Source organism: Pedobacter sp. CAN_A7, assembly GCF_015752175.1.
Taxonomy (GTDB): Bacteria; Bacteroidota; Bacteroidia; order Sphingobacteriales; family Sphingobacteriaceae; genus Pedobacter.
Genome location: NZ_JADOUW010000001.1, coordinates 1,153,216 through 1,173,859, shown reverse-complemented (window position 1 = coordinate 1,173,859; position 20,644 = coordinate 1,153,216). Strand labels below are relative to the sequence as shown.

24 protein-coding genes and 1 other RNA gene are annotated in these 20,644 nt (G+C 39.5%); 6 read left to right on the top strand and 19 right to left on the bottom strand.

The features are described 5' to 3' along the window. On the bottom strand, positions 1–660 hold the full coding sequence (gene pyrE, locus IWX76_RS05240; protein WP_334641264.1) for an orotate phosphoribosyltransferase: 660 nt from the start codon (positions 658–660) through the stop codon (positions 1–3). Between pyrE and IWX76_RS05235 the strand changes: the two genes are divergently transcribed. Then, positions 659–1,279: an NUDIX hydrolase gene (locus tag IWX76_RS05235; RefSeq protein WP_196858801.1), complete on the top strand. Its 621-nt coding sequence runs from the start codon at positions 659–661 to the stop codon at positions 1,277–1,279. The genes pyrE and IWX76_RS05235 overlap by 2 nt on opposite strands. Before the next feature lie 64 nt (positions 1,280–1,343). Here IWX76_RS05235 and coaD read toward each other — a convergent pair whose 3' ends face one another. Genes coaD through IWX76_RS05220 form a run of 3 tightly spaced genes read right to left on the bottom strand, consistent with a single transcriptional unit; the run spans position 1,344 to position 3,170 of the window. Beyond that, a complete protein-coding gene (gene coaD / locus IWX76_RS05230; RefSeq protein WP_196858800.1) occupies positions 1,344–1,805 on the bottom strand; it encodes a pantetheine-phosphate adenylyltransferase in 462 nt (153 codons plus the stop codon). 1 nt (position 1,806) lies between these two features. Continuing rightward, complete coding sequence (locus tag IWX76_RS05225) at positions 1,807–2,352, bottom strand: RsmD family RNA methyltransferase (RefSeq protein ID WP_196858799.1); 546 nt, start codon at positions 2,350–2,352, stop codon at positions 1,807–1,809. Next, positions 2,343–3,170 carry a DUF3822 family protein gene (locus IWX76_RS05220; protein ID WP_196858798.1) on the bottom strand — a complete coding sequence of 276 codons (828 nt, stop codon included), beginning with the start codon at positions 3,168–3,170 and terminating at the stop codon, positions 2,343–2,345. Before IWX76_RS05220 ends, IWX76_RS05225 begins: the two co-directional genes overlap by 10 nt. 52 nt (positions 3,171–3,222) lie before the next feature. Here IWX76_RS05220 and IWX76_RS05215 point away from each other — a divergent pair, with 52 nt between their 5' ends. Together IWX76_RS05215 and IWX76_RS05210 are read left to right on the top strand one after the other, a co-directional pair. Continuing rightward, positions 3,223–4,644, top strand: a complete 1,422-nt coding sequence (locus tag IWX76_RS05215; RefSeq protein WP_196858797.1) for an ATP-dependent DNA helicase — start codon at positions 3,223–3,225, stop codon at positions 4,642–4,644. Then, positions 4,641–5,330, top strand: a complete 690-nt coding sequence (locus IWX76_RS05210) for an MCP four helix bundle domain-containing protein (protein ID WP_196858796.1) — start codon at positions 4,641–4,643, stop codon at positions 5,328–5,330. Before IWX76_RS05215 ends, IWX76_RS05210 begins: the two co-directional genes overlap by 4 nt. Here IWX76_RS05210 and IWX76_RS18060 read toward each other — a convergent pair. From IWX76_RS18060 to IWX76_RS05170, 9 genes are all read right to left on the bottom strand, one after another. After that, positions 5,327–5,458, bottom strand: a complete 132-nt coding sequence (locus tag IWX76_RS18060) for a hypothetical protein (protein ID WP_334641261.1) — start codon at positions 5,456–5,458, stop codon at positions 5,327–5,329. The two genes, IWX76_RS05210 and IWX76_RS18060, sit on opposite strands and share 4 nt — an antisense overlap. Positions 5,459–5,637: 179 nt before the next feature. Further along, positions 5,638–6,039 carry a c-type cytochrome gene (locus tag IWX76_RS05205; RefSeq protein WP_196858795.1) on the bottom strand — a complete coding sequence of 134 codons (402 nt, stop codon included), beginning with the start codon at positions 6,037–6,039 and terminating at the stop codon, positions 5,638–5,640. Between the two features lie 47 nt (positions 6,040–6,086). Then, on the bottom strand, positions 6,087–6,392 hold the full coding sequence (locus IWX76_RS05200; RefSeq protein ID WP_196858794.1) for a hypothetical protein: 306 nt from the start codon (positions 6,390–6,392) through the stop codon (positions 6,087–6,089). A 254-nt stretch (positions 6,393–6,646) separates the two neighbouring features. After that, a complete protein-coding gene (locus IWX76_RS05195; protein ID WP_196858793.1) occupies positions 6,647–7,381 on the bottom strand; it encodes an SRPBCC family protein in 735 nt (244 codons plus the stop codon). Positions 7,382–7,453: 72 nt separating this feature from the next. Further along, complete coding sequence (locus IWX76_RS05190; RefSeq protein ID WP_196858792.1) at positions 7,454–8,686, bottom strand: peroxiredoxin family protein; 1,233 nt, start codon at positions 8,684–8,686, stop codon at positions 7,454–7,456. 89 nt (positions 8,687–8,775) lie between these two features. Then, on the bottom strand, positions 8,776–10,077 hold the full coding sequence (locus tag IWX76_RS05185; protein WP_196858791.1) for a mechanosensitive ion channel family protein: 1,302 nt from the start codon (positions 10,075–10,077) through the stop codon (positions 8,776–8,778). A gap of 357 nt (positions 10,078–10,434) precedes the next feature. Then, positions 10,435–10,704, bottom strand: coding sequence for a hypothetical protein (locus IWX76_RS05180; RefSeq protein ID WP_196858790.1), 270 nt, complete (start codon positions 10,702–10,704; stop codon positions 10,435–10,437). A 93-nt stretch (positions 10,705–10,797) separates the two neighbouring features. Next, positions 10,798–12,297 (bottom strand): serine hydrolase, encoded by a 1,500-nt coding sequence (locus tag IWX76_RS05175; protein ID WP_196858789.1) that lies wholly within the window; start codon positions 12,295–12,297, stop codon positions 10,798–10,800. 473 nt (positions 12,298–12,770) lie between these two features. Then, a complete protein-coding gene (locus IWX76_RS05170) occupies positions 12,771–12,995 on the bottom strand; it encodes a CDGSH iron-sulfur domain-containing protein (protein WP_196858788.1) in 225 nt (74 codons plus the stop codon). Positions 12,996–13,266: 271 nt separating this feature from the next. Between IWX76_RS05170 and IWX76_RS05165 the strand changes: the two genes are divergently transcribed. From IWX76_RS05165 to IWX76_RS05155, 3 genes are all read left to right on the top strand, one after another. Continuing rightward, positions 13,267–14,019 carry an EcsC family protein gene (locus IWX76_RS05165; protein ID WP_196858787.1) on the top strand — a complete coding sequence of 251 codons (753 nt, stop codon included), beginning with the start codon at positions 13,267–13,269 and terminating at the stop codon, positions 14,017–14,019. 31 nt (positions 14,020–14,050) lie between these two features. Continuing rightward, positions 14,051–14,965, top strand: coding sequence for a helix-turn-helix domain-containing protein (locus tag IWX76_RS05160; protein WP_196858786.1), 915 nt, complete (start codon positions 14,051–14,053; stop codon positions 14,963–14,965). 137 nt (positions 14,966–15,102) lie between these two features. Further along, complete coding sequence (locus tag IWX76_RS05155; RefSeq protein ID WP_196858785.1) at positions 15,103–16,008, top strand: NmrA family NAD(P)-binding protein; 906 nt, start codon at positions 15,103–15,105, stop codon at positions 16,006–16,008. Between the two features lie 61 nt (positions 16,009–16,069). On the opposite strand, the gene IWX76_RS18055 is transcribed toward IWX76_RS05155, so the two are convergent. From IWX76_RS18055 to IWX76_RS05120, 6 genes are all read right to left on the bottom strand, one after another. Beyond that, positions 16,070–16,879 carry a metalloregulator ArsR/SmtB family transcription factor gene (locus IWX76_RS18055; RefSeq protein WP_334641257.1) on the bottom strand — a complete coding sequence of 270 codons (810 nt, stop codon included), beginning with the start codon at positions 16,877–16,879 and terminating at the stop codon, positions 16,070–16,072. A gap of 314 nt (positions 16,880–17,193) precedes the next feature. Beyond that, positions 17,194–17,610: a hypothetical protein gene (locus IWX76_RS05140; RefSeq protein ID WP_196858784.1), complete on the bottom strand. Its 417-nt coding sequence runs from the start codon at positions 17,608–17,610 to the stop codon at positions 17,194–17,196. A 62-nt stretch (positions 17,611–17,672) separates the two neighbouring features. Next, positions 17,673–18,185, bottom strand: coding sequence for a DUF6705 family protein (locus IWX76_RS05135; RefSeq protein WP_196858783.1), 513 nt, complete (start codon positions 18,183–18,185; stop codon positions 17,673–17,675). A gap of 221 nt (positions 18,186–18,406) precedes the next feature. After that, positions 18,407–18,771: a transfer-messenger RNA gene (ssrA, locus tag IWX76_RS05130) on the bottom strand. 98 nt (positions 18,772–18,869) lie between these two features. Continuing rightward, positions 18,870–20,072 carry a pyridoxal phosphate-dependent aminotransferase gene (locus tag IWX76_RS05125; RefSeq protein ID WP_196858782.1) on the bottom strand — a complete coding sequence of 401 codons (1,203 nt, stop codon included), beginning with the start codon at positions 20,070–20,072 and terminating at the stop codon, positions 18,870–18,872. A 72-nt stretch (positions 20,073–20,144) separates the two neighbouring features. After that, positions 20,145–20,525, bottom strand: a complete 381-nt coding sequence (locus IWX76_RS05120; protein WP_196858781.1) for a DUF1573 domain-containing protein — start codon at positions 20,523–20,525, stop codon at positions 20,145–20,147. Between the last annotated feature and the right edge of the window lie 119 nt (positions 20,526–20,644).

The window sequence follows — 20,644 nt, the reverse complement described above, 5'->3', positions numbered from 1 at the left end:
TTAGTTTAGTTGTTCAAGTTCTTTCCCCCAGTTGGCAGGGTCTTTACGCCATTTTGCTAGAAGCTCCACATCGTTTTCACCGATAAAGCTATGCTCTGCAGCATATTCAATCAGGGTGGTGTAATTAGATAAACTGGAATGACGGCATTTTGCTTGTTTAAAGTTCTCATCTGCCAGATCGAAACCATAGGTGAAGATGGATACTAAACCAGCAACAGAAAGTCCTGCACCTCTTAAAGCTTCAATAGCCTGAATGCTGCTTTTACCGGTAGAAATTAAATCTTCTACCACTACTACACGTTGTCCTTCTACAATTTCACCTTCAATCAAACTACCGGTGCCATGTTCTTTTGCTTTAGCACGTACATAAGCGAAAGGCAAACCAAGCTCCTGGGCAACAAGAACACCTTGCGGTATACCTGCAGTTGCCACGCCAGCAATTAAATCTACGGAGCCAAATTCTTCCTGAACCAATTGCGTAAGCTTCTGTCTAATGTATGTTCTAACTGAAGGATGTGAGAGCGTGATTCTATTATCGCAATATATTGGAGATTTCCAACCAGAAGCCCAGGTAAAAGGATTCGTAGGTTGTAATTTTATTGCTTTAATTTGTAAAAGAAATTCAGCTACCTTTAATTCAATTTCACTTTTAATATACATGGTCCAAAAATACAGAAATTACAGAATATATATTAATGATAGTTCCTTGTTTATTGCAGATAGTTTTCCAGATGAAGATTTGGGTTTGCAATTGATTGATGTACAGTCTTTTGATTTTTCAACTTTTTATAAGAATTTAGAAAAGGGTGGCAGCATGCACTATTTGTTGCGATGTGAAGATCCAAAAGCAACCTTCAAATTGATAAAGGCACAATGTGTATTAATTAAGGCTGCCGGTGGATTGGTGCAAAGCGAAAAGGGCAACTACTTGTTTATTTTTAGAAATAAAAAGTGGGATTTACCCAAAGGTAAGGTCGAAAAAGGCGAGAAAATGAAACAGGCCGCCTTGCGGGAAGTGGAAGAGGAGTGTGGGGTGAAAATTTTAACCAACGATGAAAAGTTGTGTAAAACCTACCACATTTATGAACTGAGTGGGAAAGTAATGCTAAAGAAGACCAATTGGTACAGCATGACGGTTAAAGGGCAACCTAAGCTGGTACCTCAAAAGGAAGAAGGCATTACCAAGGCCGACTGGTATGGTAAAGATTCGCTGGAACCATTGTTAACAAATACCTACCAATTGATTACGGATGTGCTAAAAGCAGGGAAACTGCTGTAAGTAGTACTGCTCGTTTTAACCAGCAAAACTGTTTGTTGGCAGGTAAATATAATGTTGCTTTAGCCTATAAAAAGGCTAAGGCTTCTTGAGGCAGAAATTTACTAATGTCGCCCTTGTTGCGTAAAATATCACGCACAATGGTAGAACTGATGGCCGAGTATTCTGGCTTGCTCAAAATAAATATAGATTCCATTTCAGGCATCATCGTTTGATTAATTTGAGCGATGGCCCTTTCGTATTCAAAATCTGCAACCGACCTAATGCCTCTCACAATGTGCTGAGCATGTATTTCTTTGGCAAAATCAATGGTCAACCCCTCGTAAAGTCTCACCTCAATTTTTGGGATGTCAGCAAAAACAGCACGTACAATTTCTTCACGTTTTGCACCCGCCAGAAAACTCTGCTTCGAACTATTCAGGCCTATGCCCACTACAATTTTATCGAACAGGGGCAATGCACGTTTAACAATATCTACGTGGGCTATGGTTATCGGGTCAAACGAACCTGGGAATAATGCAATTTTCATGTTATGGCTGACTTGGTTTTTCAAAGAAGGTGAAGGACGAGTTGCCGTATTTACGCGTTTGTGTGTAACCCGGTTGCCCCTCTAATCGTAAATTGGTTGGATGTTCTACTATGAGTACACCGTTATCCGCTAACAGGTTGTTTTTTAACACCAATTCTGAAATCAAAGGAATGGTAGGTAAATCATAAGGTGGATCGGCAAAGATAATCTGGTAAGACTTTTTATGGGTTTCTAAAAATTTAAACACATCAGCTTTGTGAAGTTCAATACCTTGCAGGTCGTAATTTTTGATTACCGATTTGACCCAGTAGATACAGCCGGAGTGTTTGTCGACCGCCGTTATGTTACTCAAACCGCGCGAAGCGAACTCAATGCTAATGTTACCTGTGCCACAAAAGAGGTCCAGTACCGAACAATTGTCAAAATCATAAGCATTGTACAGGATGTTGAACAAAGCTTCCTTAGCCATGTCTGTAGTAGGTCGTACCGGCAAGCTTTCAGGTGCATTCAGTCGAATACCTTTTAAAGTTCCTCCAATTATACGCATAGGTCTATCGCTAATAAATTACTGTAATAATAGGCTGGCATATCTTCCAGTATGGTATAATCTAATTTGTCGTTTTGAGGCAGAGTAAACTGGATGTCTTTAAAGTATTTTTGAATAATCAGGTGTTTCTCATCATCACTGTTCACAATACCCATCAGGTAAACAGGCATATCTTTTATCGCCGGTTCCATTTGTTGTAATAACAGCAGCAAGTAGTAGTTAAATTCTTCGGCATTGATAATTTCGAAGGTGTTTTTAAAACAAAGTTTACCCTCCGTTACCTGCAACAGGCTAAATGACAAAGCAGTGAAATCGAATAACAATCCGTTTTGTATGCGTGCAGCCAGGCTTAATAGAGGTGCCTGGTGGTCCACTTTTTTAGCTGTTTCAAAATGAGTGTCGAGTTCATTTTCCATATTTTGCTGCAAATTAAATACCGACGTAAAGTCGAAATGATAATTCGGCTTGATGTGTAATTTGCTGGAATCGCTGTTAGAGAAAAAGTTTGTGTAGCTGTTTATGGAATCAGAAGAGAACAATTTGTTGGGTACCGTTACACAATTATCGGTGTTTACGGCAATTTTTACGTCTGCAAACGGGTAACTGAGGTAAGGATCATTTTTCAGCAAACGTTTTAAGGTTTGTAAAGTATTATGGCATTCCTGCTCGTCGAAAACAGCTTTAAGTGCTTTATCGTCCTGATTTATAATTGCATAGGAGAAGCTGTCTTTGGTAATTTTCAATAATAAATTACATTGCGGTGCCGTCTGCGGATCAAATTCAGGATCAAGGAGGAGCAAACTGTTCTTCGTATTCATCTTAACAAAATTAATTCTTTTTTCTATAACCACACCATTGCATATTTGTAAAATGGATAAAGCTAGGATGATCGCCCAAACCTATCCTTTTACACCAACAGCCGAACAGCTGGTGTTTTGCGGGGAAATGGCGAATTTTTTGCAGGATGAACTTGATGGAAAGTGCTTTATTTTAAGAGGTTATGCCGGAACTGGAAAAACCACATCTGTGGCTGCCCTGGTTAAAGCATTGCCAGCATTTAAATTACGCTCTTTATTGCTGGCCCCAACGGGTAGGGCGGCAAAAGTAATGAGCAGTTATTCGGGCCGTGGTGCCTTAACCATTCATAAAAAGATTTATCGTAAGCGCGTAGCGGTATCCATGGACATGTCTTTCCAGCTGGCACCTAACCTGGCCGAAAATACCTTATTTATTATTGATGAGGCTTCTATGATTGCCGATGAATGGAATACACAAAATGGCTCGTCATTTTTAAAAGACCTGATGGAGTTTGTGTACAACCAGAAAAACTGTGCTGTGCTATTTGTTGGAGATACGGCACAATTACCTCCGGTAGGGAGTTTAGATAGTCCTGCGTTAAATAAAAAATACCTGATCGATAACTTCCATTTGAAAGTAACTGAAGTAGAGCTGCGGGAAGTGGTTAGACAAGAGCAAAAATCAGGTATACTGGCAAATGCCACCATGCTGCGGCAGTTGATTAATGCGGAGGACGTTACCTTGCCACAGTTTATCACTAAAGGCTACCGGGATATTTTCAGGATGACTGGCCTGAAATTGGTGGAGGGACTGGAATATGCCTATAGTAAATTTGGTATAGAAAATTGCCTGGTGGTATGCCGATCCAATAAATCAGCAAATGTGTATAACCAGCAGATTCGTGCGCGTTTATTGTACCGTGAAGAAGAATTAACTGGAGGCGATCAGATTATGGTGGTCAGAAATAACTATTTCTGGTTGCCAGATAGTGAGGCCACTTCATTTATTGCCAATGGCGATATGGCCAAAATTATCCGGGTACGAAATGAAGAAGAACGTTACGGTTTCCGTTTTAGTGAAGTGCAGATGGAGTTCCTTGATTATCCGGAAGCGGGCTCCATTACCTGTAAAGTGATGCTGGACACGCTGCAGGCAGAAACACCTAATCTTTCTTATGAACAAAGTAAAAAGCTTTACGAAGGTTTATCAGAAGATTATGCCCACATCACCAATAAAAAGGAACGTTTGCTGGCCATTAAACAAGATCCTTTTTACAATGCACTGCAAATAAAGTTCGCTTATGCAGTAACTTGCCATAAAGCCCAGGGTGGCCAATGGGATGCTGTTTTTGTAGATCAGGGGTATTTAACTGACGAAATGGTAGACATGGATTTCCTCCGTTGGTTATATACTGGCGTTACCCGTGCGAAAAGAGAATTATTTTTAGTAAATTTTGCCCAGAACTTATTTACCACACCTGAGGAGGACTTATGAAATTTGGCTATTCTATTAAAAACAAAATGACCATTGCGGTAATGCTTTTTTGTATTATGGCCTGTACTATTCTGATTCGTGTACTGGAAGACAGAAGTATTAAGGAGATGAATAATGCCTTTGTGTCTATGTATAACGACCGACTGATTCCAGCAACAGATTTATTTCATATTTCGCAAAGTGTATATTCTAAGCGTTACCTGCTGGAAGAAGCGTTATATAATAATGACTCCGTATTGGTTGATCATAGCTACCTTAAAAAGCAATTGTTGGCGCATAATGATAACATCGATTCATTGGTGGCTAAATACGAACAGACTTTTCTGATCAAGTTAGAAAGGACACAACTGGATGAGTTAAAAGCTCAATTACGGGAAACTAAAGAAATAGAAAGCAAGGTCTTGCTGAATAGCGACCGCCATTCTATAGTTGCAGGAAGAGAACTTTTTGAAAGCCAGGGTAAAACGTCATTTACGGCAAGTATCCGTAAATTAACGGAGCTCACCAATATTCAGACTGTGGTAGGACAGGAGTTGATCAAAAACTCTGAATTTGCAGTCTCTGGTTCAAAATTGTACTCCAGCCTTCAGATTGCCCTGGCTATCATTATAGGAATTTTAATTGTAGCTATTGTGTTTGCCTCTAATGTGGTCAAACTCCCAACAGATAAATTTAATTTGAATTAGTGGTGATCTTCTTGTTTTCTGTTTGCTACAGCGGTGCGGTAGATGGCAACGATGGCAATAATTAAACTCATTACCCCTAATACTACTCCAATTTCAGTGTCAGTCATTAATGCGCAGATTGTATTCATGTCGTAAATTTTGGGATGAAGGTAAGCAAAATGACTGATCTTTAAAATTCAAGTCGATAATATGTACTAAAAAAGGGGCTGAACTTCCAGGAACGCCCCTTTTTATGAGTATCGACATCCACCGATTAAGAATAATATTCAAAATTACACTGAGGGGCTTAGCTAAAAAATGATTTGTATCACAATTTCGGCCTTTCGTTTCCATTATGGCAAGTATTGCAACTTACGGCAAGTAGGGCCTTGCCATTTTGCAGCTTATTGTCGTGAAAATATTTCTTGTTTATTTTAGCAGTCATGCGCATCATTTTCCTCGCCATCTCTTTTTCTGGTTTAGCATCACTCACAAAATCAAGGCGTTTAGGATTGTCGCTTTGTGGGGCATGGCAGTGATTACATTTCACCCCCAGGGCGGTTTTAAAACCATCCATCACCAAATCTAGTTCTTCCTTGCTCGTATTTTTAGGCAGTACTTTTAGGTTTTTGTACCGTTGTTCGTTCTGTGGGATAAAGGCGCCCATAACAATTATCGTAAGCATAAGGCCTATAAAGGTAATGGTCTTTTTACCTGGCTTTCTAGTCATAAAAGTGTTTGTTTATGCAGCAAGATAAAGATTTTCTTACGCCGCACCTAATTTACAAACGCCCCTCTTTTACTGAAAAGGTAGTTTTCCATTTCATTTGCTTGTGTAATGTTTGCCTGAAGTGTGCCAATCAGGTTATCGATTCCATTATCAGTTTCATTAATTTCTTCAACGTATAACTGTACTTCATCTGAAAATATATGATCATTGGTTAATTTGAAATGCAAGTATGCATTAGAATATACCTCATTAAGGTGCTTAATGAAACTTAAACACTCCAGCATCCCAATATTGATGTGGTAGGCGGTTGAATAAAGTTCTTTTAACTCAGTAATCTTATCGTAGTTCTTCATAACAAGTTTTGTTTAGTTAACATATCATGAGTCTAATATATAAAATTTATTTATTTTTTATTAAAAAGCGATAAATAAATAATTATTAAGTTTTTTCGACAAAATAAGTCCGGGCAAGCTTTTTAAAGCTTCTTACATTTGGCTTGATGGTTCATTTCCTGTTGTGATTTCAAGAGGTATTTCCTTCTGTTAGCTCAAAAAAAACGCGGCCTGCATATATGCAAGCCGCGTTTTTGTTAACTAAGTAAGTTTGATTAAAGTGCTAATCCAGCGAATTTTTTAAAGTCTGCTTGTTCAGCATAGGTCTTAAAATTCTGGATATCTTCCTGAATCATGTCTTCAAAAACACCATTAAATAAAGAGGCTAATCCGCGCCCAACACTACCCGCAGGTGGAAAATAATTTATCTCCACCAGAATTTCTGTTCCAGTACCGTTTAAAGTATCTTTAAATTCTACTTTTCCGGCATTGTCAATCATCGACCCAGGTAAAGATTGCCAGCCAATATAACTTCCTTCTTCTTCACGCGTAATTTCGGCATTCCAACTTAGGCTGATGATGTTGCCAGGGGTATTGGCTGCCCAGTGTGACTCATTATCACTAATGGTTTGTACAGATTTCAAATGACCCATAAATTTAGGCAGGTTACTTAGGTCTCTCCAAAAATCGTAAACGGCCGTTCGAGGTGCATTTACCACAATGGTTTCTGTAATATTGATCGCTTCGGGATCAGTTGTATCTTTCCCTAATTTTTTGTAGACCGGGCAAACACCCGTTGCTCCGCGATATAATAACATCCCAGCAGCTGCCGTTCCTAATAGACCCATGACTGGGTGTTTTGGAATGTTACCCAGACCCTTCAATAACAAATAAGTTCCGGCAAGCAGGGAGATGCCACGTTCGCCTGAATCAATGTTCGGGGCCTCATCGCCATTAAGGTTTAAATTCTTAATGGCGTTAAATATTTCATTTGTGATTGGCTTATTCATATTTCCAGTTTTGTTACTTAGGAACAACAATGTTGCTGGAAAGTTTTTTATGGTGTTGTAATTAATGGTTATTTATTTGGCTTCCAGTAGTTTATTTATCTTTTGCTCAAACTCATTGGTGTATTTAGTATAATATTCTCCAGTACCAGGGCCATAAAAATCACTGGTAATGGAACTTACTTTACCAGATTTATCCAGAATAATGGTGCTTGGGAACACTGATATCTCCGTAAGTTGTGGTAAAGTTTTTTCTGTTTTTTTTGGGTCAGATAAAGCAACCGGCGCTACCAGTATCGGGTACTTCACCTTAAATCTTTTCACTAACTTCCCTAAGCTGTAATTGGTACGTTCGGGGTCTGTAGTATATTCATATGCCAAACCAATGACCTCTACACCACGATCTTTGTTTTTATCATAATATTCAGTCAGGTAAGCAGTTTCGTCAATACAATTAGGGCACCATGAGCCTAAAATCTGTATAATCACCACTTTATTTTTATACTTTTCATCGAGTATGGATACTTGATTGCCGTTAAGGTCCTTAAAACTAAAATTAAGGGTGCCATCTTCACCGTCTTTAAGTCTTAAACTGGTGTTGGCCTGTAGCGTAGCATTTTCATCTTTTTTAGCCGACCAGCTTTGTACAGCCGAATTGCCGCTATATAATTTTCCGTTGGTCAGGCTATCCTTGCTTACTGTTGCATTAAATACCATGGCATATACACCATCAAACGTGGATATCCACAACTGATCGCCAGTCACAATACCAGATAAGAAACGATAATCGCCAGAAGGGGTTAATATGGAGCCACTAACCTTATTGCCTGTTTGTTTAAAGTTGCCAATAGCCGGACTCGTTTTACCTTCCCTTTGAAAATCTACTTTCCATTTTCCTTCCACCTGTGTTTGTGCATCGCCTTTTACAGGGGCAAAGCGATAGGGAACGCGTGATGATGCCGTAAAAGGCATTTCATTCGTTTTCAGACTGCCTTTTTTAATCCAGGTACCTGCAAGACTATCTTTAGAAATAATTTTTAATTTGAAAGATGATTCAAATAGAGGCATGTTAATAAACAACGAATCCTTTACCTGGCGCACATCATCAACCAGCATTTTTTCAGGCTCATTGACCACGTATAACCTGGTTTTTCCATTTTCTTTTTCGATGGCCAGGTTAAAAACAATTTTCTTTCCATCTTCACGGTGTAAGTTGGCATTCCAACTTCCGGTTTGCAATGACGATTGTGCATTTGCGGTTAAAGTAAACAGTGCGGCGGCTAAAAACAGCCCTATATTTTTGTACATATGATTCAGCTAAATAATGGATGTAAATATATAGACTTTTAGGTGTTTAAATGTCATCATGTGATCAAATCAAATGACAGTGGTTGCCCTTAGCCTAATGACTGGTGGTTTATTGGTTCAGTAAAGCGTAAAGGTTTAACATCGCCAGAGCCTTCCAGTTCAAATATATCAAGGTCAAAATAGCGCGCCGAAGCAAGCAGGTGATCAAAAATATCGGCCATAATGTGCTCGTACTCCACCCATTTAGTGGTGTTGGCAAAAGCATAAATCTCTAGTGGCAAACCATTAACGGTTGGTGCCAATTGCCTCACCATCATGGTCATTTTTTTATTGGTACCCGTATGGTTAGCCAGGTAACTATCAATGTATTTTCTGTATAAACCTGCATTGGTTAAGTTGCGTCCGTTAATTAATAAGCTTTTATCAGCGCCCATGCGATCGTTATTTTTATCAATATCTTTTTGGCGGTGGTCGATATAACTTTGTATAGACTGTATTTTTCTATATATCTCTAGTTCTTCTGGTGTTAAGAATTTGATATGCGATTGTTTAATATAGATGGCTCTTTTAATACGTCTTCCGCCAAATTGCTGCATACCACGCCAGTTTTGAAAAGAATCTGAAATTAGTGCATAGGTAGGTATGGTGGTAATGGTTTTGTCGAAGTTTTGTACCTTAACGGTAGTTAAGTTGATTTCGATCACATCGCCGTCGGCTCCGTATTTAGTCATGGTAATCCAATCGCCAATACGCACCATATCGTTCGCTGTAACCTGAATGCTGGCCACAAAGCCCATAATGGTATCTTTAAACATTAATAAAAGGATGGCCGAAATGGCACCCATGGCGGTAAAGAAGGTGATAGGCGATTTACCGGTAAGGATAGAAAATACCATGACCAATCCAATGATAAATAAGATGATCCGAACCACCTGGATATAGCTGTCGATTGGTTTGCTTTTAAAAACCGGACTTTCACGAAGGGTGTTAGCACATGCTTTGACTACCGCAACAATAATCCAGATAATGATAAGGATCATGTAGATGTCGGCCAGTTTATTGAAATTCCCGATTACATATGGGAAATCGGCCAGTACAATAGGTATAGCAGCCCTTACAATGACCAGTGGGGCGGAGAGGGCCAGGAAATGTGCGAAACGGTTTTCCAGTAGGTTACCAAAAAAGGCAATTTTAGTACGCTTAAAAATGTTGATTAATGCAATGCGTAATACCCGGCGAACTACGTAGTGCACTACGTAAACGAGTATAATGACAACAAAAAGTAGGGCTAACAGGTTAACATACTCTGCTAGTTCTTCAGAAACGCCCCATTTTATTAATTGTTCATAAGTAAAACGACTAATGCTATTTACAGTGTGTGCTCTGTTCATTAATGTGTATAGTATTTAAAGGTTAGCTAAGCTAAAAGGAACAGGATACTAAAAATATACGGGAATGTCAAACTGATGCCTATTTTCGATGAGATAACCTAATAAATTGAAATGACCAGTATGGGGGGGCATAATGCCCAGAGGTAAAAACTGGTTATATGTGGTCTATAACCATATGGTTAGCCTGTGGCTACCTTTACCCTGTTGTTCCTTGAATAAGTGCTGAGGGATAATTTCCCGAGGTAAAATTGGATTGCTGTTGCTTAAAAACACTATTTAGTTTTCCTGAAGCCGATGCTTTATAGGATAATGTGTTGAAATAGGTATGATAGCGGCAGCTAATCCAGTAAAAAGGTTTTAAACTACTTTAAAAATTGCATCGAAAGCTAACCTGCAATCTTTACCTATTTCTAATGGTAAACCATCTTTAAGGTGAAGTTGTGGAATGCCTGATGTGTTGTCAAAGAAACGGAAGTAGTTGTTAATGGTGTCTGTTTCACCAGTAAAAGGGTGTGTTCTTTCACCAAACCATCTATTGTATTTCAAATTGATGATCGCTAATTGTTCTTCAAATTGCTGTTTTTTGGTGATAATCTCTGATTGGGGTTGTTGAGTTGTATTAGTCATTACTGGCAATATACAACATAATACTACTAAATAAATGATTTACAGTTATTTGTGACTTGCGCATGTTGTAATTGGCTTTTAGCGATAAAAGATTTAATTTGCCGATAAGGCGCTCAATCTTTCTCCAGCATTTTTATTTTCAGGGTTTAAGCTTAACGATTTTTTGTAGTTGATTACTGCCTCTTTATTATTGCCCATGATCTCCTGCATTTCGCCCAGGCTGTCGTATGCATTTGCGCTTTGCGGATGTAGGGTTGTATTCAGTGTAAAAATAGCTAACGCCTCCTTATTTTTTTCCTGCTTTAACAATTGGTAGCCCCAATTATTGAGGTCATTTTCATGAAATTCGATAGTAGGGTCTGCCTTTTTTAGGTTTGCTATAACCTGTGATGTATTATTGAAACCCGCTTTTAACAGTCCGGCTCTTAATTTCTTTACCACAGGCGGTAACCCAAAGCCATTGGACTCCCGCATATCGGGAATGTAATAACCTGCAATTTCGTCAATGAATCTATCGGGATTGGCGCCCATTAAATTGCTGAGCACAACGATAGAAAGGTTATCTTTAGGATAGATGAAAAAAGCCGATCTGCCACCACCAACAGGTGCAACCGCCGGGTGTTCATCCCTGGTTACTGTTGGCCAGCCCAAAGCATAACCGTTAGTCAGCTGGTTGAAGCCTCCAATTTTTCCATTATTTAACTGTGCTGGCGTCCACAAAGTGCTGAGGCTGTTTTGATGTTTAAGCAATTTGCCTGACGTTAAGGCAATGATCCAGTTAGCCATATCTGTAGCGGTAGATTGTATACCTGCCGCTGTGCGGAAAAACTCCGGGAACTGCATGTAAGCCACGCCAGGGCTGCTGTTTCGTACGAAACTGTGGCCAACCTGTCTGGTCATGGTATATGCACCAGCATAATTTGGTATCACATCATAGGAATCACCAAACCGCGTTAATTTCATTTCGGCTACTTTAAATTGGCGATCTTCTATATATTTAGTAAAAAGCACGCCACTTAATTTGGTAATAATCTTCCCCAATAAGACATAGCCCGTTTGGTTGTAACCAAAACGATCCCCAGTTTTGAATTCCATGGGCATCTTTTTCACCTGATCCAGTGCTACTTGTTCAACACCATGTCCCATTACCTGTTCATCTGCATCGAGAATATCGGGTAAACCGGAAGTATGGCTAAGTACCTGCGCTAAAGTTACTTTTTGCCAGTCGGCAGGTAAGCTATCCAGGTGAAGCGACAGCGGGTCGGTCACCTTCAATTTACCATCTTCCGCTAACTGCATGATGGCTACACCCACAAAAGCTTTGGTGATGGAGTTGATGGAGAATATGGTTTCGGGTTTGGTTTTTATGGAATACTCCAGGTTTGCGGAGCCGTAATTTGCGTTTTTAATGATTTTACCATCGCGTACCACGGTGAGCTGCAAACCGGGGATTTGTCGCTGTTGCATTAATCGATTGACGAATACATCGATGCTATTGCTAGGTTGTTGTTGGCTTTGAGTTTGTTGAGCAATGCTTAATATGGGCAGTGCTAATACAGCGATGAAAGTGGCGAAATAGTGTTTCAGAATCATAAGGTTTGGTTGTTGCGATTTTGATAAGATCTGTATCGAAATGTTACGCCAGGCGGTGATTAAAATAGAGGAAATGTGGCAGGGTGTAAAGTTTGTGCGGGAATTATGATCAAAACTCGTTTATTGGAAAGCCAAAAGACTACGCTACCTGCAGCCAATCATGAACTCATCGTTGTGAAGGTGTCTCTAGGGGGTTGCGTCGCCCTCTCTTCGCCCTTGCGTCGCCCTCCATTCGGCTACAGACGTAGCAACCCCCTGGCAAGGGGGACGCGACACCAAAATGATGGTGATACACCAGTCAGCTTGTGTCACTTTAACTTCTAGTCTTTGTCCGGCTTAAAATCCAGTCATGCCTAACCACGCACCTAAATCAATCACACAAAAAAACCTGTGACAACAAGAGGTGACACAGGTTTATAACGGGCCTAAAGGTTGATTTTGTTTAAGGCAGGATTACCTACCGTAATTAAAGATTATACTTTTTTTGGAGGAAGGTCAAATGCAATAGCCTCATGCTCAAAATGACCATTGTGGGCACCATCGCAAAAAGGTTTGTTTTTAGAAAGACCGCAACGGCAGATGGAAAGCACTTCACGACCTTGTAATCCGTAATTGTTACCGTTTTTATCTACGATTTCGAAATCGCCTTCGATTCTTACCGAACCATTGTTATTTATTGTTAATTTCGTTTTTGACATGTGTTTAATTTTAGGCAAAAATAGAACAAAGCCTGGTAAGAAGAGATCTAGATAACAGTTTAGAAGGATTCCTTTTAAGGATTGTTGTAAGGCTGTTATCATGCCGCTGCCAGCCTGTTACCTGGCTTTTACCAAGTGTTTCGCATGTTAAAAACAGAAGAATTTTAGAACAAGGATGGTAACCTTTGTTTCTTTTGAAAAGGGAAGGTGGCATTTTTGTTGTGTAATGATAATCAGCTATTTTGGCTCACATAAAAGTAATTTTTAAGGCATGACCGAATACGAAAAAGAAGCTTTTTTGTTGCTACAATTCTGGCAGCTGAAGATGCAAAAGAAACCATCGCTGACCAACAGGCTTGCGAAGGGCATACAGAACCGGATCAATAATGTGATACCCGAAAAGGTACACCATGCCATTACGGTAACCATTGAGAAAATGGTGAAGGCTGTGCTTTTTGGTGCGAAATACACGACCACAGAGCGACTGGCCGAGGAGTCTTCGCTGTTGTTAAGGGAAAGTTACATCAAACAACAGGTAACCTTCTACCAGAAAACTGCCTCTGTGGAAGGGGCTATCATAGGTACCGGTGGTATTTTGCTTGGTTTGGCGGAACTTCCGATTCTTATCGGTATAAAAATGAAATTGCTTTTTAACATTGCCGCTTTATATGGTTTCGATGTGAAAAACTATAAGGAAAGGTTGTATATCCTGTATATTTTCCAGCTGACTTATTCCAGTCAGCAACGACGCAACGAAATCTATGAACTGCTACGCAATTGGGAAAGTTACAGTTTAATGTTACCTGAAAGTGCCGATGAGTTTGACTGGCGTACGTTTCAGCAGGAGTATCGTGATTATATTGACCTGGCCAAGCTGGCGCAATTGATTCCGGTTATTGGCGCTGCGGTAGGGGCAATTGCAAATTACCACCTGATTGCACAATTGGGCGAAACGGCCATGAATTGTTACCGGATGCGGATACTGACACCTAAAAAAATCGAAGGCACTGCACCGCTATGGTAAGGTATTGTCTCACTTGTAATAAAATCATCAAATGAAAAAGGGAGCGCATACACCTCGAAAATTCGAATCATTATCTGACTTTCATCGCGTATTTGGTTTACCCAAGCCTTTTCATCCGCTGGTTAGTTTTATCGATGTAAAAGAAGTTAAGGTCCTGCGGGAAGAGATAGGCAGCTCCTTTATATTAGACTTTTACAAAGTTGCCTACAAGCAGGATGTTTGTGGGAAAGCGAAATACGGGCAACATTTTTACGATTTTGGTGAAGGCGGTTTAATATTTTCTGCACCAAACCAAATATTTGAGACGCCCGGTGATCAGGTGAGTGCAGGATATATCGTATTGATCCACCCGGATTTTTTGCTGTCGTATCCCCTGGCAACAAAGATTAATCAATATGGATTTTTCTCGTATGCCGCTAACGAAGCCTTGCATTTGTCTGAACCGGAAAAAGAAACGATCTTTTCTCTCTTTAAAATCATTGACGAGGAGCTGAAAAGCAGGATTGACGACTTCAGTAATGACGTGATGATTTCGCAATTAGAGTTGTTGCTTAATTACAGTAACCGATTTTACAAAAGGCAGTTTATTACACGAAAAGCCGTAAATAACGACCTGCTGCAAAACATGGAAGGATATTTAAATAACTATTTCTACGATAGGAAATCGTTGCTGAAAGGGGTGCCTACCGTCCAATCGTTGGCAGAACATTTGTCGGTTTCGCCAAGTTATTTAAGCGATATGCTGCGATCGCTAACCGGACAAAATGCACAGCAGCATATACACCAGAAGCTCATCGAAAAAGCAAAGGAAAAATTATCGACCACTGAGCTTTCTGTTAGTGAAATTGCCTATGAATTAGGATTCGAACATTCGCAATCATTTAGTAAACTCTTTAAGTTGAAAACTAACTTAACCCCTTTGAAATTCAGAGCATCATTCCACTGATGTTTAATGTCTTTAAATAAAATATAGTGTAGCCATACCTTGAATAGTCGACCCTTATTTCAGCTACAAGAACAAGCGGTTTGGCTACACCTGCCTTTAACGCGTTGTCCATCTTTGGGTCAACAAAAAGCAGTGATATGAATATTATACTTACAGGTTCTTTAGGGAACATCGGGAAGCCACTCACTCAAGAGCTGGTTCAAAAAGGGCATGCCGTTACGGTGATTACTAGCAAGGACGAACGGCAAAAGGACATTGAAGCTTTAGGTGCAAAGGCAGCGATTGGCACCATGCAGGATGTAGCCTTTTTAACGGAGGTTTTTAAAACTGCGGATGTAGTTTATCTGATGGAAACATGGGAAGGTATAGGAAGTTTACTTGATCAAAGTGTAGACTTCGAAGCGGGTATGCGCCAAATTGGATATAATTATAAACAGGCTGTAGAGCAAACGGGTTTGAAACGTGTTATACATTTAAGCAGTGTGGGAGCGCATAGTAAATTAGGATACGGTACTTTATCTGTTCATCATGATGTAGAGCAGATTTTAAACCAGCTACCCAGCAATATTTCCATTAAATTCATGCGGCCGGTGGGTTTTTACACCAATATGCTCAGGTCTATGCAGCAGATAAAAACCAAGGGAGTCATCGTTTCAAATTATGGAGGTGATGAAAAAGAACCTTGGGTTTCGCCACTAGATATAGCACAGGCGATTGCTGAGGAAATGGAGAAGCCTTTTGAAGGTATAACAGTGCGCTACCTGGCAAGTGATGAGGTATCGCCCAATGAAATGGCTAAAATGCTGGGAGAGGCGATTGGAATACCTGATTTGCAATGGCAGGTTATTCCAGATGAAGTTTTATTGGAAGGCATGTTAGCGGCAGGCGTGAATGCTAAGATCGCTAAAGGATTAATGGAAATGCAAGCCAGTCAGCGAGGCGGCTTGTTATTCGAAGATTTTTACCATCATAAACCGGTATTGGGTAAGGTGAAGTTCAAAGATTTTGCGCGGGACTTTGCGAAGGTTTATCATAACAGTTAAAGGGTAGGAGGCAGCAAGCCTGAATCTTTTTAGGCTTGCTGCTTTTTTAGGCTTCGAAACGTTATGGTGTTTGACTGACTAAGATTGTGCTAAGGCGGTCGAACATGCTGAACCAGCTTTGGTAAGCACCTGTTTTTCGTGCTTCGGTTTCTGCTACCGTTTGGTGTAAGGTGATTTTGGTTTGATCGCCAACAGGGCTGAAGGTCACTGTGGTGATAAGCGCCTCGGGCCAGTCTTCCGACTTTCCGGCATCATTGGCGCTTACAGCAATTCCCTGTTCATTGGAAAGTTCCATGGAGAACACTAGTTTCTCGTTTTTAGTCACTTCCTGGTAGGTACCTTTTATCCAGCAGTCGCCATGTACCGGGTCATGAATACAAGAGTGGAATTCTCCGCCTACTTTGACTTCAATCGCTTTAAATTCTATGCTGCATCCGTCTGGTGCATACCAGTGTTTTAATTGTTCAGGATCTGTCCAGGCGTTGAACACGAGCTCAATTGGCGCATCAAACAAATGGGTGATCAAAAGGTCTTTCTTGTTATTTTCCATCGCTTTTGGTTTTACTTCGTTTAAATACTGATTTATTTTTTCAAATCTGTTTAGCCAGAGCGTTTTGGATTGTGAAATCCAGGTGGCTACTTCGTCAAGTTGTTCTGCCTGTAATTCACAAAATCGTTCCCTTCCGCTTTGTTTAATGACAATTAATCCGCAGTCTTCCAGGATTTTCACATGCAGGGATACCGCCTGTCGGGTCATGTCAAATTTCTCTGCAATAGCGTTAACATTGTAGGGTTGAGTAACGATGAGGTTAATGATTTCTCTTCGAGTGGGATCGGCAATTGCTTGATATACGTCTCTTCTGGCCTTCATGATTCGCAGGTAAGTAACTATAAAGGTAAGTGCAAGTATTTACTTGCGCAAGAAATATTTTAATTTTTTCCTTTCTGATAGTCATTTAGGATGAAATTTTTTTGAGTACTTTCTGGACAAGGAACGTACGTAAGCAAAGACAGATTTGAAATGTTTGGTGGGGTTAAAATTTTCTTCTATGACAAAGACTTTGTAGAAGAACAATTCGAGATTTAGGTTTATTGGAGGTAACAGATGTGATAGAGAATTACCCTTTTTACCTGATAAAGTGTAGAAAGGATAAATGAAAAGACACTAATGAAATACGATGACTGTTAGTCATTTTCGATTAGTTCTTCGTCAAATAGTTCAAAAAACAGATTTTGTAATTTATGAATATGTTGTAAGCCCTTAAAATCACCTGTATCATCATTTGCTGATACTTGTTTATAACAATCGTAATAATCGTCTTCTTCCACATAAAATAAGAAGAAGTTAAAATCAGTGTGCTGAAAGTAGCCACCTCCATTGTCTTTAAAACCTAATTTGTTAACTAGCCAGTCTGAAGTGATGGGGATAGGTTTAATTTCATCATGACTGCATTCTATATTTTGAACGACATTATCATTTGCTTTATAAGCTACTCTATTATTTAGCAGAATTGCTGTTACTTGGCTAGGACTGGGATTGTCACTATCAGTTTCATGGTTTGGAAATACATAGTTTCCTATTCTTAACTCGTTTACGTTCATATCTTTTAGCCATTTATATACACCTTATTAAAAGTTAATAGGTCTGAGCCATTTATCCCAGATTAATTAGGGATCTTTTCTAAAATCATTTCCGTTGGCACAGAAAGATCTTTTCTATGGCCTATAAATCTTATACCTGGATCATCGTGTTGTGCTATTTTCCAGATTAATTTACCATCATTATTGAAAGCCAAATAACCCTTAGCGTTCGCACCTGTTGTTCCATCTTTAAAATAAATGGTTAACCTTTCATCGAGTACTTCAAGCCCTCCTGCAAGGTTACCGTGTTTTATTGGATTGTTGGTGTTCAAATAGACAACTTTTCCCTGCTTAGTATAGTCGTAAGTACCAATTAATAGCTCGAATGGATTATCTGAATCCTTTTTCATTGTATCCTTTTTCAAAATAAGCGTAAAATTGTCAGTCCCCTTCTTCCAGACATATTTTCCTTGAAATTTGTCCTTCTGTTCATTTTTTACAACCTCGCCTTTTTTGAATTCCTTTCCAAACATTGTTATTTGGGCGTAGAGACTCGTACTTATTGCTGTTAAAATAATGCTAATTAAAATTTTCATAGGTAGTGATGGTTTGGGTTGTTTGTCGTTTGTAACTATAAGGAGGCTAACAATTGGCAGTCTACTATTATCTAAAGTACAGATAATTTACTCATATGTCACACGCTTATTTATAAGTGATAAACACAATGTCACATGCAGAGATTTATCAGTTTGTTTTAAAACAGCCTTAAAACAAAAAGGAGGCATCACTTGACGTGATTGCCTCCTTTTGTTTCATTCTGTGGAGCCGAAGGGTTTCGAACCCTTGTCCAGTTGTGTGATAAATTATGCCTTCTACATGCTTATTTTCCAATCAATTGTCGGGATCAGACGGGCTGGAAACCGACCTTATCTTTCTCCTTAGGTGCTTTATCTCGCATCTGCATCACACCCTGCAGTTGCCAGCGTCGTTATTTCGATGCTCCGGATTCTGACCTAACAACGCAGCAGTCAGAGGAACAAAAGCTAGCTAATTCTAAATTAGGCAGCTAAGGCGTAGTTATTTTCGCCAATTATAGTGTGAACGTTCTCTTTAAAGTGCTCGCCGTACAACGCACTGCATGCTTACATACTTAGCTCCACCCTGTCAAATCCATACGGCCCCAAATACGGCTGACTACCCCCGGGTTAACTACTCCATGTTTCTTTAACCATTAAAGGTTTTGAAACGCGGTAAGCGTCAGCAATACAAAAGTACTAAAATTATGCCAATGTTTTACCTGGATACACTTTTAATGCTACTTCAAGGCAATCCATCGCTGCATTTAGATCATCAATATTTAATACGTAAGCCATCCTTACTTCTTTTTTACCTGATCCAGGTGTGGAGTAAAAACCTGTAGCAGGTGCCATCATCACAGTTTGCCCATCGTGCTCAAAACTCTCCAACATCCACTGACAGAAGTAATCTGCATCGTCAATTGGAAACTGCGCCACTACATAGAATGCGCCACCTGGGTTTGGGCAAAACACACCATCAATAGCGTTTAAGCGACTAACCAAGGTATCCCTTCTTAATGTATATTCACGGTTCACTTCTTCGAAGTAACTATCTGGCGTGTCAACAGCTGCAGTACCTGCAATTTGTTCCACCATACCAGGACTTAATCTCGCCTGTGCGAATTTTAATCCAGATTTAATCACTTCCTTATTTTTGGTAATCAGGCAGCCTAATCTTGCACCACAAGCACTATATCTTTTCGAAACGGTATCTAATACGACAACGTTTTCATCCAATCCTGCTAAGTGCATAGGGGAGATAAATTCCTTACCATCGTAGCAAAACTCGCGGTATGCTTCGTCAGAAAACAAGAATAGGTCATGTTTAACACATAAGGTTTTTAAAGCCTCTAGTTCTTCTCTGGAATATAAATAACCAGTTGGATTATTGGGATTGCAGATAATGATCGCCTTTGTTTTAGCTGTAATCAACTTTTCAAACTCAGCAATAGGAGGTAGGGCAAAACCATTCTCAATATAAGAAAGGATAGGTTTAACCACTATATTACTCATGCAGGCAAAACCGTTATAGTTGGCGTAAAATGGTTCAGGAATAATGATCTCATCACCTTCGTTTACGCAAGTCTGCATTGCAATGGTTATGGCTTCAGATCCACCAACCGTAACAAGAATATCTTCCGGAGTAATGTTATAACCTAATTTGTTGTAATATTCAGTCAGTTTTGTTCTGTAGCTTAAGGTGCCTTCAGAGGGTGTATAAGCCCAAACGTCAAAATCTATATTTTTGATGGCATTAAGCATGCCTTCTGGTGTAGCGATATCTGGCTGACCGATGTTCAGATGATAAACTTTTTTACCGTCTTTTTTAGCCTGGTCAGCAAATGGCGTTAGTTTTCTAATGGGCGATGCAGGCATCTGCAGTCCTTTTTCGGATATGTTTGGCATGGCGCAAAAATAAAAAAACCCCGTTTAATAACGAGGTTTTGATTAAATATCTTTAATAAACAGGTTATGTTATTATTTGACTGTTTCTCCCTTAATATACAAAACTTTGGTTGGTGTTTTGGCGTTAGAGGTAACAGTGATGCTTTTACTAAATGGAAGCGGAGCACCTGCAGCACTGTAGGTTACTTTGATGATCCCAGATTCGCCTTTTTTAATTGGTGTTTGTGTGTATTCTGGAACAGTACAGCCACAGGTAGTTTCAACTTTTGATAATATTAAAGGTGTATCACCTATATTTGTAAACGTAAACTCTACTGATGCAGGTTTGTTTGCCGGAATTTTACCGAAGTTATGGCTCTCTTTATCAAATTTAAATTCTGCTGGTTTGGTTTGTGCCTGAGTTGTAACTGCAATACCTAATACGAAGGAAAATAGTATAATTAGCTTTTTCATGTATGTATGTTTTAAACAAATCTAATGTTTAAAATAACATTTCAAAAAGTATACCACTATATAATTACATAGGTTTTTAACCCATGCTTTATAAAATGTTATCTTTGTCCAGTAATATA

Bases quoted from the DNA above. Each gene is read 5' to 3' on its own strand.
- IWX76_RS05235 (WP_196858801.1), top strand. From the start codon at position 659: ATGGTCCAAAAATACAGAAATTACAGAATATATATTAATGATAGTTCC.
- pyrE (WP_334641264.1), bottom strand. From the start codon at position 660: ATGTATATTAAAAGTGAAATTGAATTAAAGGTAGCTGAATTTCTTTTA.
- coaD (WP_196858800.1), bottom strand. From the start codon at position 1,805: ATGAAAATTGCATTATTCCCAGGTTCGTTTGACCCGATAACCATAGCC.
- IWX76_RS05225 (WP_196858799.1), bottom strand. From the start codon at position 2,352: ATGCGTATAATTGGAGGAACTTTAAAAGGTATTCGACTGAATGCACCT.
- IWX76_RS05220 (WP_196858798.1), bottom strand. From the start codon at position 3,170: ATGAATACGAAGAACAGTTTGCTCCTCCTTGATCCTGAATTTGATCCG.
- IWX76_RS05215 (WP_196858797.1), top strand. From the start codon at position 3,223: ATGGATAAAGCTAGGATGATCGCCCAAACCTATCCTTTTACACCAACA.
- IWX76_RS05210 (WP_196858796.1), top strand. From the start codon at position 4,641: ATGAAATTTGGCTATTCTATTAAAAACAAAATGACCATTGCGGTAATG.
- IWX76_RS18060 (WP_334641261.1), bottom strand. From the start codon at position 5,458: ATGAATACAATCTGCGCATTAATGACTGACACTGAAATTGGAGTAGTA.
- IWX76_RS05205 (WP_196858795.1), bottom strand. From the start codon at position 6,039: ATGACTAGAAAGCCAGGTAAAAAGACCATTACCTTTATAGGCCTTATG.
- IWX76_RS05200 (WP_196858794.1), bottom strand. From the start codon at position 6,392: ATGAAGAACTACGATAAGATTACTGAGTTAAAAGAACTTTATTCAACC.
- IWX76_RS05195 (WP_196858793.1), bottom strand. From the start codon at position 7,381: ATGAATAAGCCAATCACAAATGAAATATTTAACGCCATTAAGAATTTA.
- IWX76_RS05190 (WP_196858792.1), bottom strand. From the start codon at position 8,686: ATGTACAAAAATATAGGGCTGTTTTTAGCCGCCGCACTGTTTACTTTA.
- IWX76_RS05185 (WP_196858791.1), bottom strand. From the start codon at position 10,077: ATGAACAGAGCACACACTGTAAATAGCATTAGTCGTTTTACTTATGAA.
- IWX76_RS05180 (WP_196858790.1), bottom strand. From the start codon at position 10,704: ATGACTAATACAACTCAACAACCCCAATCAGAGATTATCACCAAAAAA.
- IWX76_RS05175 (WP_196858789.1), bottom strand. From the start codon at position 12,297: ATGATTCTGAAACACTATTTCGCCACTTTCATCGCTGTATTAGCACTG.
- IWX76_RS05170 (WP_196858788.1), bottom strand. From the start codon at position 12,995: ATGTCAAAAACGAAATTAACAATAAATAACAATGGTTCGGTAAGAATC.
- IWX76_RS05165 (WP_196858787.1), top strand. From the start codon at position 13,267: ATGACCGAATACGAAAAAGAAGCTTTTTTGTTGCTACAATTCTGGCAG.
- IWX76_RS05160 (WP_196858786.1), top strand. From the start codon at position 14,051: ATGAAAAAGGGAGCGCATACACCTCGAAAATTCGAATCATTATCTGAC.
- IWX76_RS05155 (WP_196858785.1), top strand. From the start codon at position 15,103: ATGAATATTATACTTACAGGTTCTTTAGGGAACATCGGGAAGCCACTC.
- IWX76_RS18055 (WP_334641257.1), bottom strand. From the start codon at position 16,879: ATGAAGGCCAGAAGAGACGTATATCAAGCAATTGCCGATCCCACTCGA.
- IWX76_RS05140 (WP_196858784.1), bottom strand. From the start codon at position 17,610: ATGAACGTAAACGAGTTAAGAATAGGAAACTATGTATTTCCAAACCAT.
- IWX76_RS05135 (WP_196858783.1), bottom strand. From the start codon at position 18,185: ATGAAAATTTTAATTAGCATTATTTTAACAGCAATAAGTACGAGTCTC.
- IWX76_RS05125 (WP_196858782.1), bottom strand. From the start codon at position 20,072: ATGCCAAACATATCCGAAAAAGGACTGCAGATGCCTGCATCGCCCATT.
- IWX76_RS05120 (WP_196858781.1), bottom strand. From the start codon at position 20,525: ATGAAAAAGCTAATTATACTATTTTCCTTCGTATTAGGTATTGCAGTT.